Here is a 14711-nt window from a genome sequence, read left to right as displayed (position 1 = left end):
ACTTTCCCACTTTTAAGAAAAGGTGATACTATTATAGATTAAAGCTGGAACTATAAAAGAGGCAGGAATACCTGCCTCTTTTATGGAATATCTCGATTTACCTACCCAGTTTATCATTATAATATTTTTGATTAGGACTTGTAGGTTTATTAGGTATTGATAGCTTTAATAGACCACCTTTTAGCAAAGGGTTTAATATCTTTTCAATAAAATATCGTCTACTTTTAATACCACTAAAATCTTGAATTTCACTCCTACTTCTAGCCGTTTTGCAAAATTCCAATATTTTCCTGGTATTATCCTCACCTTGTTCACTAGCTTGTTCACCATCTTGAGGTTTTAATGGAATAATAGTTCTAAAAACATCACCTTCTATAAATTCTGGTGCTGCTCCTGAGTATACTTTATTGTATTTATATATATTTCTAACACCAGAACCGAGTTCTTCCACTCTGCCTATTTCTTTAAAAAATTTTGCTATTTTAGGATTTTTAGGATATGGTGAAAAATTATTCGGATCAATTACACCATTACCATGTGGCTTATTACTATTTTCAGTAAAAACCCTATCAATTTCAATCACGAGTTTTGCGGGAAATGGATTCAAAAATTCTCTATGAATTAGAATATTCGAAACCACTTCTCTGAATATCTTATCTCTTAATCCTATTCTTTGGTCCTTTTCCAGATAAAATTTGTCATTTAAATGCTTTGCTATAAACTGCATAAGCCTTTCATAGCTTAAGATATAATCCGGCACTCTTTAGAAGTTCCATATCATTCATTAGAAGCCATGGGTGATCGGCCCTTTAATTCACCGCAAGTTTTCTGACCTTCGTAAAGAGATCACTCCGTAAGTCTGACATTTGAGTAAACGGATAAATTCTATTTTCAGTATACGTTCCTTGCTTCCTCATATACATTTCTGAAACTTGATTTGTATTATCAGTAATATCCATATCTCCATCTTCATTTCGATCATATATTTTCCCATTACATCTATGGACTTGAGGACTCTCCGGAACATAAATGTATAGAATTGTTTTTTCATCAACTTTAATATCTTCAACTGACAAATAAAATGTTGGGTTTAACTTTTGAATATTATTTATAGAAGTCACAAACTCCTTCTTAACCTTCTCTATTGCTTCTTGATTAATTCCTACAATACCACCTTTATCTTCAACACCAAGAAATAGGTGTCCTCCATTTCGATTTAGAAAAGCGCATACCGATTCAAAAACATCTTTATTTAATTTATTTTTACTTTGCTTGAACTCAACAGTTATACTTTCTCCACCATTGAGAATTTCTTTTATTCTTTCAACTTTCATATATATCAACTTCCACTCTAAATTTTTTATTTAAACCCTATAATTATATCATATAATATATTTTATCTAATTTCAAACAAAGCATACAAATTTCTTCAAAGTAAAAAATGAATCCACCCATATTTTCCATACTATGATAAGTAATGCTCCAATTCCATACAATATTATAAGTGACAGATATATACCATTTAACGTGTTGATAATATGACAATTTTTAAAGGAAGCCAAAAATGGATTCCTTGAATTATTTACATAGTTTTTCAATCAGTTTTAATGCCCTATTTGCTTCTTTTATGATAAGTTCTTCATTATCATTACGTATTATTTTTTTTAGTTCATAGGTTGCAAATTCGTTATTAAAAGCCGAAAAAGCCATTGTAATTTTCCAACGAAGAATGTAATCATCTTTATATTCTTCATAACACTTGATAAGTTTTTTAACAACAAAACATTCATTAGGAATATCATTATAAAAACATAAAAATCCTATACCATCAATAACTTCTCGAATTGCAAAAACATCATAATCGTTAAGAGCTTCAACTAATATAGGCAATACCGATTTATTCATTTTCCCCATTACCCTTGCTATAATATCTCTTGGCAAAGGATAACTTATTTTTTGAGAAACTTCATTAGGTAATTTTACATGTTGATTTTCCCCTATTTTCCCCACATAACTAAGCATTTGTTTCGCAATTTCACTATCCCCTTTTTCTAATGCATTACATATTTCTATTTTTGTATAGAGAGATTTCTCTTTCACAAGAGTCTCTAATAAAATAATACCTAAATCTGATTGCAAAATATTATCACAGTTTTCTAACAGCCTTATAGCAATAGTTCTTTCAAATGCTTTTTTTGATTCTAACAAAACACATAATTCGTCAAGTGTCAGTAATTTATAATCATTAGTAATATCAACATCCTCTATATAACCACGTTTTTTCAACTCTTCCTTACTACTTTTCATATCTTACTCCCTATTGTTTATTAATCATAATTCTATGATTTATAAACCTTATCCTAATATTGTGTCCCCATTTAATTGTACAACATAGTAATGTAATTATTCAAATATTTAACATAGTTATATGTATATTGCTTCCCTATTTTTAAAATCCTTTAACTTTAATCAGAATGGATGTATGCGACTGGACTATAAATGTTATCTTAAATTTAACCCTATCTTTTAAATATCTTGTCTCCATGCCATTTTAAATAACCTTTATTTTTATCTGTAAGCGCAATTTGATCACTGCTACTAATATTTAATAATTCGTAGCAATCTTTCTCAATCAATTTAGAGACCATAATTTTACCATCATCTCCAAAACATATAAATCCCTTATGAAATAATGCGTCAAATTGAATTAGAAAACAATTTTACAATATTGTGTTTAGGTTTTGTATTAACTAAAATTAAATATGTGAATTGAGGTGGATGTTTTGGAGAACAAGGTTGGGAATTAGTGTCGTGTTTCTCAACTACTCAAGATGATGGAAAAAGTAGAGAAATTGTCGCAGTCTTTAAACGAATGAAATAAGTATGCTTTCAAGAGATTAATGCATATTTCGAAATGTTCATAAGGGAAGCCATATGTCCTCTCTTGTTTCATTTATATTATCTTCCTATCAATCTCTTGTGCAGATTTCAAAACAATTGCATACAACTTTAGTCATTTTTACTATCACCTAATTCATCTTTGAACTCTTTTAATACAATTCGATCCAGTCTAAATTCATCTTCTGTATATTCATTCCAAGATATATTTTTATTTTTAAGCAAATCCATAAAATCTACAAGAGTTACTCCAGCTATATTCATATAAAAACATACTATAATTACTATTAATTAAGACGACATCGTAGAATATGACGAAGAAAAGATTCGTCACTTAAGCATAGATTTAATTAAATCTGTGTTTTTTTATTGTAAAATTATATATCATAAACTACTTTACTCTATATAGTAGTTTATGTTATTATGTAATTAGGAAGTGAGAAAAATTGGAAATAAATAAAGAGATGATAAAAGGATATATTGAAAGTATAATATTGAGCCTGTTAGTAGTAGAAGATTTATATGGATATGATATAGCAAAAAAGATAAGAAATACAAGTAAGGAAACATTTGAGATAAAAGAGGGAACAATGTATGTTGTGTTAAAAAGACTTGAGAATAATGGACTTTTAGAATCATATTGGGACGATTCATTAAGTGGTGGGGGAAGGCGAAGGTATCATCATATAAACGATAAGGGTAAAAAATATTTAGAAAATTCACAGAAAGAATGGCAATTTTTCAAGAGCATTGTAGATAATTTTTTGGGGGAGGTAAAATAGTGGATAGGATAGATAAGTATCTAAATTCTATATATAGAGGTGCAAGTGATTCATCTAAAGAGACAGAAGATTTAAAACAAGAAATGAGAAATCATTTAATGCAAACTGTAAAGGAACTTCAAGAAAATGGAGTAACTGAAGAAGAAAGCGTCAAAATTGCTATAGAAAGATTTGGGGAAGTATTTCAGATAAGAAATGAATTAAATCATGTATTAAGTTTTCAAAAATTATTTGCCAGTAAAATACGAGTATCATCATTGATTTTATTAGCACTATCCGTATTATTACTTGTAACAGCATTTATACTAAATCAGGGCTATATTAAGAGAATTAGTACCATGAATCCTCAAATTGAATTGATAGAAACAAAATTAATAAATGAAGGAATTGCAAGTGTTGATATATATCTAAAAGAAATCTTTAAAGATGATAAGAATAATCAACTTACTTATGTTGCTCTAAAAGAATTGCCACCAAACTTTGATAGTAGCAAAAATAATGAACCATTCTCTGGCGAAATAAAGTATAGTTATCCTAAAAAAATAGAAAGCGAATCTTATAATAATAGGTCTGGACATGAAGTCACAGTAAATAATACTAAATATCTTTTAGAAACAGGAGTAAAAACTTCTGCTAATACGGACTATAGTGGTTTTTATTTAGGGTTAGCAATTTTAATTTTTATGATATGTTGGGTACTATGGATAATATGGTCAATAATAAATGTTTACAGATATGGAAGGCTAAATACTAAGTGGTGTATTCTATTAATTTTAACAGGAATTATCGGGTACTTTATATTTTCTATCGTTGTCAATCCAAATAATGTTAAAAACAATAGAAAAATAAAAATTATATATATTGCTTTATTTTTTCTTATAGTGGTTTTATCAGTAGTGTTCTATTTTCTACATGAACCATATAGATTGAAACGGTTATATCAATTAATTTTTTAATATCATACATTATCAGGAGAAATCAGGCTCTTGCTTTTTTATCATATATTTAAATGTACAATTTTGAAAATCTTATCACATTTTAAGGTATAAAATACGGTAAAATTTAAATAATCTCTATTACGGACTTTTCAGAAAGTACGTCACACTGGTAAAATAATCTGTATTAACAAAACTCTAATATAATTAATAAGAGGGGGTATATTAATAAATGAAAAACAAACAAATGTTATTAGCGAATATACCTTTTATAATATCGGTCGTTATACTTTTTATAGTTGGTTGGTTAGAATTAGTAGATTTTAAAATTGTAATACCACTAATGTTTATAAATATAGGTTGTCAACAATTATTTGTTGGGTTGAGGTTTTATAAAGAAAATAAGAAGCTAAGAATACAACATATTTTATGTAGTATTCTTAGCTTCGTACTTACAATTTTAATAATATCAAAAATACATCGCCTTTTATAAACATAAGAATATAGCGCAGTATTCTAATTTCACACATCAACATCATCTAAAGCTTTCATTAAGTTGGCTTATTCAGGTACTACGTCATAACTGAATATTATATGTTAAATGAATCATTGATTTATATAGATTATTAAGCAATTAAGTTTTTGAATATATCATTTTATTTGATACTTTATTATAAAAAATATATCATTTAAAAGGACTAAATTAAAAAGTATACCTGAGCATTACCTTATCAATTACCACTTGTAGTAAACGCCTTAGAACCACACATAATAAAGCTCGAGTTTTCATTAAAATAGCTAATTTAAAATTGATTTATTAATTATTTAGGCTATGTTTAATAAACGTTTATGATAAGTCTATATAAAGGATTACGGAGTACTTATTAAAATCAGTATCCAAACAAATGATAATAAAGTTAGGAGGTTAAGATATGTCAAGGTTTGGTATATTCAGTTCATTTTATTTTTTATTCTTAATAACGGTTGCAGGATTAAGCATATACATAATGATTTTGTTTATAAAGGCATTAAAAATATATATTAAAAAAAATTCATAATACAATATATTTCGTAAAATGTGAACTAAGGAAAGCAATTTGGCTTTCCTTAAAATATGTCAAGTTTTCAACACTATTATTGAAAATATCATAATTTTATTATCCTCATCTAATTCTCTAGCTTCTATACTTCTTAAATAATACTCAACCTAAATAGTTAAACATAAATGACCTTGTTGAGTGATTTATTTCAAAAATTTTCTCTGATATTTCCATACCCATCTCTTTTGATATTTTTTCCTTTCCTGCACTCCGAGTTAACTTACCATTCTGTAATAATGCATTTAGAAAATCTCATAGATACTGACTCTAATATTCAAATTCATTTTATCAACAATATTATGATACTGGAGTCTCCACCCCCTCTACAAAATCTTTCAACTTTTAATTCAACAGGTATTTTTTATGTGTAGTGGCTTGAATTTTAATGAAATACGGCAACTAATAAAAAACATGTAAACGTTTCAAGCCACTTTGCTAATTAAAACGTAAAAAAAAATTTACAACTGTAAATTTTTTTTTACAGTTACAACATAATGTTATTTTATAGGCAAATTATAATCTCAAACTAAATACGATTTTTAGCAGATTCATATATCCATTAATATTATCTTTTTTCACCTGACTTCTCAGTAATATAAGAAAAAAGTGATGTCCTAACATTATATCATTGCGTAATATAAAAATAGAGTTTAATTATATTGAAGCTGTGGCTATGCTTATTGCACCTTTTATAAACAAATGTTTATATTACAAATATTTGTTTAAAAAATAAAGATTTTGTGTTATAGTATATTCATAAAGAAAAAGAGGTATTGAGATGTTAATAGATAATCATGTAGTCGTTATATGTGGATGAATTCAGCTTTAAAATATTTGTCTAAAAATACTCATTGTGAAAACGATTAAAGTTAAGAACTATTAAACTAATTTATAGTTAAATAATGGAGGTAGACTTATGGAAAAAATAATACTTGATGTAGATCCTGGACATGATGATGCCATTGCTATTTTATTGGCAGCTAAGAATCCTAATATAGAACTTGTAGCTATAACCGTGGTGTCTGGTAATCAAACGCTAGAAAAAACGACTAAAAATGCATTAGATATTTGTAGTGCCGTTGGAATTAATAATGTCCCAGTTGCTGCCGGAATGTCTGTACCTATGATAAGAAAAAAACAAGTTGTAGCAAATAATATACATGGCGAAAGTGGACTTGATGGACCACATTTCGGAAAACAAACAGTTAAGTTAGATAGTAGACATGCAGTAGACTTAATTATAGAGATACTGTTGAATTCTAATAATGATATAACCCTTGTTCCTACAGGACCACTTAGTAATATTGCTATGGCAATGAAAAAAGAACCACTTATAGTTCCAAAAATAAAACAAATTGTATTAATGGGTGGTTCCTATCAATTAGGAAATGTTACACCGTCAGCTGAATTTAACATTCATTCCGATGCAGAGGCAGCTCAAGTTGTATTTTCTTGCGGTAGACCAATAGTAATGATGGGATTAGACTTAACAAGACAAGCGCTAGCAACAATTGAAGTGGTAAATAGAATAAAGACTTTAAATAATACTGCATCAAACTTATTTGTTGATTTAATGGAATATTTTAGAATGACACAGAAAAAAGTGTTTGGCTTCGATTCACCACCAGTACATGACCCAACTACAGTAGCTTATTTAATTGATCCAACCATTATCCAAACGAAACCCATGAATGTAGAAATAGAAACTAGTAGTGAATTAACTTATGGAAAAACAGTATGTGATTACTATGGTAATACCGGAAAAGAACCTAATGCTTTAGTTGCTACTAAATTAGATTTTGATAAATTTTGGAATCTAGTATACGATACATTAAAATTATACTAAATTTTGGATTATATCAATATGTATTTGTAGATTAGAGATTTTTTTTGGCATTTTAATATAAACAAATGTTTATATATTTGTTTATATGTTAGAACTTTTGTATTATCATTATCCATAAAGTTAAGGAGGTATCAAGATGTTAATGGATAATTATGTAGTAGTTATAGGGGGACTGAATTTAGATATAGCAGGTTTGTCTGGAAATGTATATCATGAAAAAGATTCAAATATCGGAGAGATTGATATGACAGTTGGTGGAGTAGGACAGAATATTGCTAAAAACTTAGTTAAATTAGATGTTCCTACATATTTACTAACAGTCTATGGAGATGATTATTTCGGACAATTTTTATGTGAGGAGTGTAAAAAGAATAATATTTACTTAGATTATGCTGAATGTATTCTTAATACCAAAAGCTCAACTTATTTGTATATCACCGATGACCAAGGAGATATGGTCACAGCGGTTAATGATATGAAAATCACTGAAAATATTACTCCTGAATTCTTGGAGAAACGTATAAACTTCATTAACGAAGCGTCCATTTGTGTGATTGATGGAAATATTCCAAAAGAATCTATCGAGTGGATTGCAAACCATTGCACTGTACCGATTTTCGTAGATCCAGTCTCTATTGCTAAATTAAACAGATTTGAAAATATTTTAGATAAGATTGATACTTTTAAACCAAATGAATTAGAAGCAAGTGTCTTAACTGGAGTAAAAATTGTTGATACTGAAAGTGCTAAAGAAGCAGCCAGAGTTTTACATCAAAAAGGAGTAACAAATGTCTTTATATCTTTAGGAGCAAAGGGAATCTTGTGTTCAAGAGAAGGAGGAGTGGATTGTATTCCAATCTTGGATTCACATGTAGTGAGCGTAAATGGAGCCGGTGATTGTAGTACGGCAACTATTACATGGGCACGTTTCCAGTATGATAATGCAATACCGTTAAAAAGAGTAGGGATGTTGACTCAGGCAGCAGCTAGTTTAACCGTAGAAGTTGCCGATTCGGTATCTCCAAATTTAAATATTAAAAATGTAATAGAAAGAGCAAAAAAATTTTCTAAAGGGGTGTAAAAAATATGAAAAAGCAAATATATTCTTTAATAAACTACAATGAAAGTGTTGCAACTATGGATGCTGGTGCAGACCATATTGGCCTAGTACCTATGCAGAGCGGTGGGGTACCAGCTCATCGTGTTCCATTTGATGTTGTGGATCGTATCTTCAATGAGGCGAAACAACGTGGTGTCAAATGCATAGCCATCATGCTGAATACAGACCCTGATGAAATGATTTTCATTACAAACAGAGTAAAACCGGATATTCTGCATATTGCAGGCATGAAATTTACAGCTAATGCAGCATTTGCTGAAAGATTACGTAAAGAATGCCCAGGTGTTAAATTGATGCAGGCTGTTCTTGTGGACGGACATGAAGCTGTAGACCGTGCAAAGGAATATGCAAAATTTTGTGATTATATCTTAACAGATTCAGGACTTGCAGCAGATACAGGTATCGGGGCAAGTGGTATGACCCACGATTGGGACATTGATGCAGAGATTGTAAGCTCTGTAAATATACCGGTAATTATTGCAGGAGGTTTAGGACCGGATAATGTAGAAGAATGTATCAAACAGGTAAAACCTTATGGCGTAGACTCTTTAACTAAAACAAGCCATAAATACAATGATGGTGTAATGGAAAAAGACATTCCAAAAGTAAAAGAGTTTTGTGAAAGAGCAGATAAGATTGCTGAGGAATTAGGGTTATAAAATAATGTTGGAACTTTTTTATATTTAATTTCTTATGGAGTCTTTATATCTATTGGAAGTTACTTATACCCTCATATTTTTACAAGTGATGCTTTAGGAATCCGTTTATTTGCAGGAGGAGTAGGATGCCTTCTTTATTATATCGGAATTAGCCTTTTTGTCGCCTCTTTGTTGACAGCCACTATTGTAGGATTATTCTTTTAATAAAAGACCTTATCTTGTGTTGAGATAAGGTCTTTTTATGAAAAATAATATCATAATTTTAATTAGGAAAAAGAAATTTCTTTTTTTTCATTAATAATTCTTCGGATAAATTCGGATTTACCGGAGTTTGTGTTTCCATACTACTAATGGCTGCAACATAAGCATATTTTAAAGCTTCTTCCCAGTTCATATTATTTTGAAGTCCCCAAATCAAAGTACCAGTTAGAGTTGCACTTGCTCCGTTTGTATTTACAATTAAATTCGGTTTAATATTCCATTTATATTCTATGCTTTGATTTTTAAAAAACAGACCTTTACTTACTGAAAAAACGAGAACATTTTTAACACCTTTATTTAGTAAGAGGTCAATTGCATTATTAATGTTTTTATAAGTCTCATTTAATTCAGAAACTAATTGTGATAGCTCTTTTGGTGTGATTATTAAAATTTCTATTTTTTGTATATTGTTAATTAGTCGGTAGCTTTTATTCAAAGATACTGTTTTAACGACAAGAGGAGTTGTTACTTTGTCATAGATATATTCTATTACATCCTTCGGAAGATTTGTGTCAATAATGCAATAGTCTGAATGATTAATTCTGTCTAAGTTTTTTTCAATAAACACTGGTGTCATGTTATGATATATATCCATGTCATCAATGCCAACTATTCTATTTCCAGCTGAATCATTAATGGATATGAATGATGATGTAGCTTCTCCTTTAATTTTCTCACAATATTGAATGTCCATATTATTTTCTTTAGCATCATCTAAAAATTTTCTTCCATTTAAATCATCGCCAAATACTGAGATAAAATAATTAGAAACTTCCAATTTTGTTAGAGCGAGTGCAATATTTCTTCCTGCGCCTCCGAGTAAATGAATTATTTTGCCAGGATTTGAATTATCACTTATTAGTTTACTCCTTGACGTCCCAATCGTATCTATATTTACCCCACCAACTACTGTGATAAATCTAGGCTCACTTAAAACGTATCCCTTTCCTTTTATGTAGCCTTTCTTTGTTAAATTATGAATATGAGCAGCAGCCCCAGAGCGAGTAATCCCAAGAATATCTGCAAGTTCATATTGGGAAATCAATGGATTCTGTTTAATTATTTTTAAAATTTCTAACTCACGTTCTGTCATATCATTCTCCATTTCATTATAAATAATATTAATTGTAAAATAACTAACAATTAAGTGTTTAGACATTAATATAATTTATTATAAACAAATTAATAATCAAAGTCAATGAATTTAATAAACCTATGTTTATCGCAGTAAACATTAGTTGTTTTTAAGAGTTCTATGGTATAATTCATGTGATACCTTAAAACCAAAAATTATTACGCTAGGAGATAAATATAAAAAACCAAATCTATTCTTTATTAAACTACAATGAAAGTGTTGCAACTATGAATGCTGGTGCAGACCATATTGGGCTGGTACCTATGCAGAGCGGTGGCGTACCTGCTCATCGTGTTCCGTTTGATGTTGTAGACCGTATCTTCACTGATGCGAAAAGACGTGGTGTCAAATGTGTAGCTATCATGCTGAATACGGACCCTGATGAAATGATTTTTATTGCAAACAGAATAAAACCTGATAAATACCATTTAATAATGAACAGATATGTGTAGCCACAGCAATAGATACAAATAACAATTTTATTCTTTAAATGGTATGTAATGGTAGGATTATAGTTTATTTTTCAAGGTTGAACTATAATGGAGGTGCACTGTATGCAAAATAAAATAAAGTATCCTCCACTAAGATAAATGAATACTTTAATAATTAGGGAAAAGTTTATTGGCTTATCTATTTTCGACAAGCCAATTTTATTTCTTAAATTTGACCCTATCTTTTAAATATTTTGTCTCTATGCCATTTTAAATAACCTTTATTTTTATCTGTAAGCGCAATTTGATCACTGCTACTAATATTTAATAATTTGTAGCAATTTTTCTCAATCAATTTAGAGATTATAATTTTACCATCATCTCCAAAACATATATATCCCTTATCAAATAATGCGTCATGATTAGGACATAATAAAAAACCATTGTTATCATCTAATCTTTCATTATCATTGCAATCTTTCCAGGGTTTTATATGACTTGCAATTAATAATTTTTTACTTTTTAGGCCACAAATTTTGCATTGACATTCAATCATTTCTAGCTTTTTCTTAAACAATCCTTGTCCTATTCTTATTTTGATAAGTGCATCTTTTTCTGTAACTCCAAGTGTTCTTGATAAAATTTTATCTAATTCGATTATTTTTTCAACCTCTTTTTTATCAATCTCATCTACCTTTTGTTTATTTTCAATTTTATCTATATAGCTCCATAAAATTTTATTATTATTTAAAATAAGAGGGCCTTGTATTGGACCATTTAACCCATTTTGTCTCAGTATCTCATACGTTAACATATTGCTTATATTATCTGAAAAACTTTTTATCAATTTTAACCTTATATATTTGGTTTTTTCGCTTTTAGTAATTTCTTTAAGCATAAACTTACTATCATCTATAAATTCATTTTCACCTATATTGTCTATAACTACTTTTGTCTTTAAAATAATTTTTTTAATAGGTGCCACTAAATAAATATATACATAATCACCTTTCATCACATTTTTATCTGTTCCCCAGTCTACTTCATTTAACTCTTTAAAAGCTGATATTACATTATAGCTCATCATATCGCAAGAAAATACCCAATTTTTAATATCATTCCTCACTACATTCATCTCCTCTATATACCTAGCAACCTTGCTTATAGCATTTCTTTGTAAAAATAGTCATATTATTTAATTTGTAAATTTACATTTGTATAACCATCACGCTATTGTAAAAGTCATGTCCCTTAAACTTCTCTTCATCTCCATACGGAACCATAACCTAGGCTCCAAAGGTATCATATTTATTATGTTAACGCAAAAGTAAACTTATATTTATAAGTACCATATTTACGTATACTAAACAACAAACTGCAAATACTAACCTTAAAGTATTAATAAAAAAGGACTGAGGTTACTATGGATTATAAACAATGTAGACACTGCAAAGAAACCAAGGAACTACAACAGTTTAATTTAAATAAATCTTCTAGGGATGGGCATCAAAAATACTGTAAAGAATGTAATAAATATTTAAATAGAAGAAATAAAGAAAGAAAAGCCTCTAAAGAAGGCAGAGTGATGCTCCCTTATAAATCCAAGAAATATTCAACTGTAAGTGATGAGGAATTACTACAAATTATAAAGGATTTCTTTAATGAATTTAAACGCGCACCAACAACCTGCGACTTTGATAATAATGATAAATATCCCCATTTCAAAACATATTATAGGCACTTTGTTTATTATAAACCAGATACTTTAGTGTCTAGTTGGAATGATATCTTGAGCTTGGCAGGTGTATCTCCTCTGGATTATAGAGATTTCTGGTCTGCATGGCAGTATCTTGTTGAGATATCAGCGTCAATTCTGGAAGGCGACTGTCTATTTCAATATTGCGGATTTGGTTTAGATTTTAAACCAGATATTTATATCCCACTTAAGCATAAAGTAATTGATGCGGCTACTTCTAATTACGCATGCAAACACAAGGTAAAACAATATAAAAAAGCTACTGCTAAAGGTGCATCAGTAGAATATTGGTGCTTAAACAAAAATAACAGGCCCGGATTAAACTTACCGAATCTGAAATATGTTTTTGCTGATGAAATTATTTTGAAATTATCAGAACTAGGTTATCATAAATTATGTTATGATATCAAGAACCTTCATCTAGTATATAAAGACTTTAATGACACATATAAGGATCATAAAAAAGACTATATAATTAAAAAGCTAAAGGAATTTCATCTTAAAAATGGTAGAGTTCCCTTTACTAGAGACTTTTTAGGCAACCCAGATTACCCCTCCTCATCAGCTATAACACATTTGTTTGGAACCTTTAATAATGCATTAATTGCATCCGAATTAACTATAAATACTTTTGCTAATTTACCCTTTGATGAAAAAATAGCTAAGGATGATTTAATGAATCTTATTAATAAACTTGGGAGGTTGCCAAAATGGCGAGAACTACGTCCCCCTAATACTACTTTTACTCAAAAAGTTTATTATAAATATTGGGGTAGTATTGAAAATTGTATTACCGCAATTGGACTTGATTATACTCACTTAAAAAATTCATCTATCGACCTCAGAGTTAACTCAAGACTAGATTCAATAATAGAATTTAAAACATTATACAATCGCATGCCAGTAATTAGTGAGTTTGGCGCTAAGAATGCCCTTCCGAGCTACCACTGGGTCTGTAATAATTTTGGTACTTATGAAAATTTAATAATACATTTAGAAAATCTCATAGATACTAACTCTAATATTTAAAGTCATTTTATCAACAATATTATGATAAAATAGTATACTTGTCCACAAATTAGGTGTGTATTATTTTATCATTCCATCTTTGTTTCTCTTTTTACTAAACCATAAATAACATCAATACCATTTATTAATATTTGCCTTTGCTTAGCATTTATTTCTATATTATTAAGAAGTATTTTACCGTCTTCTGCTAAATTCTTTATTAATGTTGCTATTTTTTCTAGCTCAATAAATTCAGAATCATTAAGCATATTGTACTTTTGACCTAATTCCTTAACAACATGGATATCATTACACAACAAATAATCTAATGAAACATTAAAGTATTTTACGAAATTCCTAATAGCATTCATCTCTGGTACTCTTTTATTATTCTCGTATTGGCTAATAGTTGTTTTCGTAAATGCATATCCATATATCCTATTAAATTCATTAGCAATTTGATGCTGAGTTAATTTCTTAGACAATCTTATGCTCTTAAATCTTTCTCCAAAAGTATTCAAAATAAATTCCTCCATAATCATAGCTTTATTTATAATTATGGCCAAACATTCACTTATCTACTCGATGCTTATTAATATATCTGATATCCTTAATTAAATATAATACACATTAAATAATGATTTCATTGGCCACAATTAAAAATAAACTGTAATGTCCTTAATAAATTCATTTTCTTAATTTTTTTATCCTAATAGCCTAATAATTACATTACATTATATCCACATATAGCAATTTAAAATACTACAATAATCTAATTAG

18 protein-coding genes are annotated in these 14711 nt (G+C 28.9%); 10 read left to right on the top strand and 8 right to left on the bottom strand.

The window, feature by feature from the left end; genetic code table 11:
• Positions 1-97: 97 nt before the first annotated feature.
• The 4 genes from A7L45_RS23695 to A7L45_RS24040 all read right to left on the bottom strand — a co-directional run bounded on the left by A7L45_RS23695 (position 98) and on the right by A7L45_RS24040 (position 2648).
• Entirely contained in the window at positions 98-727 is a 630-nt protein-coding gene (locus A7L45_RS23695; protein WP_236900469.1) for a Fic family protein, read from the bottom strand.
• An 82-nt stretch (positions 728-809) separates the two neighbouring features.
• Positions 810-1334 carry an AlbA family DNA-binding domain-containing protein gene (locus A7L45_RS23690; RefSeq protein WP_224616769.1) on the bottom strand — a complete coding sequence of 175 codons (525 nt, stop codon included), beginning with the start codon at positions 1332-1334 and terminating at the stop codon, positions 810-812.
• A 244-nt stretch (positions 1335-1578) separates the two neighbouring features.
• On the bottom strand, positions 1579-2307 hold the full coding sequence (locus A7L45_RS04155; RefSeq protein WP_071611590.1) for a hypothetical protein: 729 nt from the start codon (positions 2305-2307) through the stop codon (positions 1579-1581).
• A gap of 212 nt (positions 2308-2519) precedes the next feature.
• Complete coding sequence (locus A7L45_RS24040) at positions 2520-2648, bottom strand: hypothetical protein (RefSeq protein WP_257786565.1); 129 nt, start codon at positions 2646-2648, stop codon at positions 2520-2522.
• 158 nt (positions 2649-2806) lie between these two features.
• Between A7L45_RS24040 and A7L45_RS24340 the strand changes: the two genes are divergently transcribed.
• Positions 2807-2881, top strand: a complete 75-nt coding sequence (locus tag A7L45_RS24340; RefSeq protein WP_071614861.1) for a hypothetical protein — start codon at positions 2807-2809, stop codon at positions 2879-2881.
• Positions 2882-3009: 128 nt separating this feature from the next.
• Here A7L45_RS24340 and A7L45_RS22745 read toward each other — a convergent pair whose 3' ends face one another.
• Positions 3010-3162 carry a UPF0175 family protein gene (locus tag A7L45_RS22745; RefSeq protein WP_151553650.1) on the bottom strand — a complete coding sequence of 51 codons (153 nt, stop codon included), beginning with the start codon at positions 3160-3162 and terminating at the stop codon, positions 3010-3012.
• A gap of 182 nt (positions 3163-3344) precedes the next feature.
• Here A7L45_RS22745 and A7L45_RS04135 point away from each other — a divergent pair, with 182 nt between their 5' ends.
• The 7 genes from A7L45_RS04135 to A7L45_RS04110 all read left to right on the top strand — a co-directional run bounded on the left by A7L45_RS04135 (position 3345) and on the right by A7L45_RS04110 (position 9340).
• The gene (locus A7L45_RS04135; protein ID WP_071611588.1) at positions 3345-3680 is read left to right on the top strand and encodes a PadR family transcriptional regulator; all 336 of its coding nucleotides are present in this window, start codon (positions 3345-3347) and stop codon (positions 3678-3680) included.
• Positions 3680-4636 (top strand): permease prefix domain 1-containing protein, encoded by a 957-nt coding sequence (locus tag A7L45_RS04130; RefSeq protein WP_071611587.1) that lies wholly within the window; start codon positions 3680-3682, stop codon positions 4634-4636. The genes A7L45_RS04135 and A7L45_RS04130 overlap by 1 nt, the downstream gene beginning before the upstream one ends.
• Before the next feature lie 211 nt (positions 4637-4847).
• Positions 4848-5108, top strand: coding sequence for a hypothetical protein (locus A7L45_RS04125; protein ID WP_071611586.1), 261 nt, complete (start codon positions 4848-4850; stop codon positions 5106-5108).
• 439 nt (positions 5109-5547) lie between these two features.
• Positions 5548-5673, top strand: a complete 126-nt coding sequence (locus A7L45_RS24035) for a hypothetical protein (protein ID WP_257786564.1) — start codon at positions 5548-5550, stop codon at positions 5671-5673.
• 958 nt (positions 5674-6631) lie between these two features.
• A complete protein-coding gene (locus tag A7L45_RS04120; protein ID WP_071611585.1) occupies positions 6632-7561 on the top strand; it encodes a nucleoside hydrolase in 930 nt (309 codons plus the stop codon).
• Between the two features lie 136 nt (positions 7562-7697).
• Positions 7698-8642: a PfkB family carbohydrate kinase gene (locus A7L45_RS04115; RefSeq protein ID WP_071611584.1), complete on the top strand. Its 945-nt coding sequence runs from the start codon at positions 7698-7700 to the stop codon at positions 8640-8642.
• A 5-nt stretch (positions 8643-8647) separates the two neighbouring features.
• Complete coding sequence (locus A7L45_RS04110; RefSeq protein ID WP_071611583.1) at positions 8648-9340, top strand: phosphoribosylanthranilate isomerase; 693 nt, start codon at positions 8648-8650, stop codon at positions 9338-9340.
• A gap of 262 nt (positions 9341-9602) precedes the next feature.
• On the opposite strand, the gene A7L45_RS04105 is transcribed toward A7L45_RS04110, so the two are convergent.
• Positions 9603-10694 carry a PfkB family carbohydrate kinase gene (locus A7L45_RS04105; protein WP_071611582.1) on the bottom strand — a complete coding sequence of 364 codons (1092 nt, stop codon included), beginning with the start codon at positions 10692-10694 and terminating at the stop codon, positions 9603-9605.
• A 269-nt stretch (positions 10695-10963) separates the two neighbouring features.
• On the opposite strand from A7L45_RS04105, the gene A7L45_RS04100 reads away from it, so the two are divergent.
• Positions 10964-11188, top strand: coding sequence for a beta/alpha barrel domain-containing protein (locus A7L45_RS04100; protein WP_224616772.1), 225 nt, complete (start codon positions 10964-10966; stop codon positions 11186-11188).
• A 217-nt stretch (positions 11189-11405) separates the two neighbouring features.
• On the opposite strand, the gene A7L45_RS04095 is transcribed toward A7L45_RS04100, so the two are convergent.
• The gene (locus A7L45_RS04095; RefSeq protein WP_071611581.1) at positions 11406-12293 is read right to left on the bottom strand and encodes an HNH endonuclease; all 888 of its coding nucleotides are present in this window, start codon (positions 12291-12293) and stop codon (positions 11406-11408) included.
• A gap of 297 nt (positions 12294-12590) precedes the next feature.
• Between A7L45_RS04095 and A7L45_RS04090 the strand changes: the two genes are divergently transcribed.
• Positions 12591-13952, top strand: coding sequence for a homing endonuclease associated repeat-containing protein (locus tag A7L45_RS04090; RefSeq protein ID WP_071611580.1), 1362 nt, complete (start codon positions 12591-12593; stop codon positions 13950-13952).
• 68 nt (positions 13953-14020) lie between these two features.
• Here A7L45_RS04090 and A7L45_RS04085 read toward each other — a convergent pair whose 3' ends face one another.
• On the bottom strand, positions 14021-14452 hold the full coding sequence (locus A7L45_RS04085) for a helix-turn-helix domain-containing protein (protein ID WP_071611579.1): 432 nt from the start codon (positions 14450-14452) through the stop codon (positions 14021-14023).
• Between the last annotated feature and the right edge of the window lie 259 nt (positions 14453-14711).

The organism is Clostridium estertheticum subsp. estertheticum, assembly GCF_001877035.1.
GTDB classification, from domain to species: domain Bacteria; phylum Bacillota; class Clostridia; order Clostridiales; family Clostridiaceae; genus Clostridium_AD; species Clostridium_AD estertheticum.
The sequence above is the reverse complement of the archived record's forward strand: the minus strand, read 5'-3'. Positions and strand labels throughout refer to the sequence as shown.

What these genes read in the sequence shown, in the direction of transcription:
- A7L45_RS23695 (WP_236900469.1), bottom strand. Translation starts at nt 727, where the DNA reads ATGCAGTTTATAGCAAAGCATTTAAATGACAAATTTTATCTGGAAAAG.
- A7L45_RS23690 (WP_224616769.1), bottom strand. Translation starts at nt 1,334, where the DNA reads ATGAAAGTTGAAAGAATAAAAGAAATTCTCAATGGTGGAGAAAGTATA.
- A7L45_RS04155 (WP_071611590.1), bottom strand. Translation starts at nt 2,307, where the DNA reads ATGAAAAGTAGTAAGGAAGAGTTGAAAAAACGTGGTTATATAGAGGAT.
- A7L45_RS24040 (WP_257786565.1), bottom strand. Translation starts at nt 2,648, where the DNA reads ATGGTCTCTAAATTGATTGAGAAAGATTGCTACGAATTATTAAATATT.
- A7L45_RS22745 (WP_151553650.1), bottom strand. Translation starts at nt 3,162, where the DNA reads ATGAATATAGCTGGAGTAACTCTTGTAGATTTTATGGATTTGCTTAAA.
- A7L45_RS04125 (WP_071611586.1), top strand. Translation starts at nt 4,848, where the DNA reads ATGAAAAACAAACAAATGTTATTAGCGAATATACCTTTTATAATATCG.
- A7L45_RS24035 (WP_257786564.1), top strand. Translation starts at nt 5,548, where the DNA reads ATGTCAAGGTTTGGTATATTCAGTTCATTTTATTTTTTATTCTTAATA.
- A7L45_RS04120 (WP_071611585.1), top strand. Translation starts at nt 6,632, where the DNA reads ATGGAAAAAATAATACTTGATGTAGATCCTGGACATGATGATGCCATT.
- A7L45_RS04115 (WP_071611584.1), top strand. Translation starts at nt 7,698, where the DNA reads ATGTTAATGGATAATTATGTAGTAGTTATAGGGGGACTGAATTTAGAT.
- A7L45_RS04110 (WP_071611583.1), top strand. Translation starts at nt 8,648, where the DNA reads ATGAAAAAGCAAATATATTCTTTAATAAACTACAATGAAAGTGTTGCA.
- A7L45_RS04105 (WP_071611582.1), bottom strand. Translation starts at nt 10,694, where the DNA reads ATGACAGAACGTGAGTTAGAAATTTTAAAAATAATTAAACAGAATCCA.
- A7L45_RS04100 (WP_224616772.1), top strand. Translation starts at nt 10,964, where the DNA reads ATGAATGCTGGTGCAGACCATATTGGGCTGGTACCTATGCAGAGCGGT.
- A7L45_RS04090 (WP_071611580.1), top strand. Translation starts at nt 12,591, where the DNA reads ATGGATTATAAACAATGTAGACACTGCAAAGAAACCAAGGAACTACAA.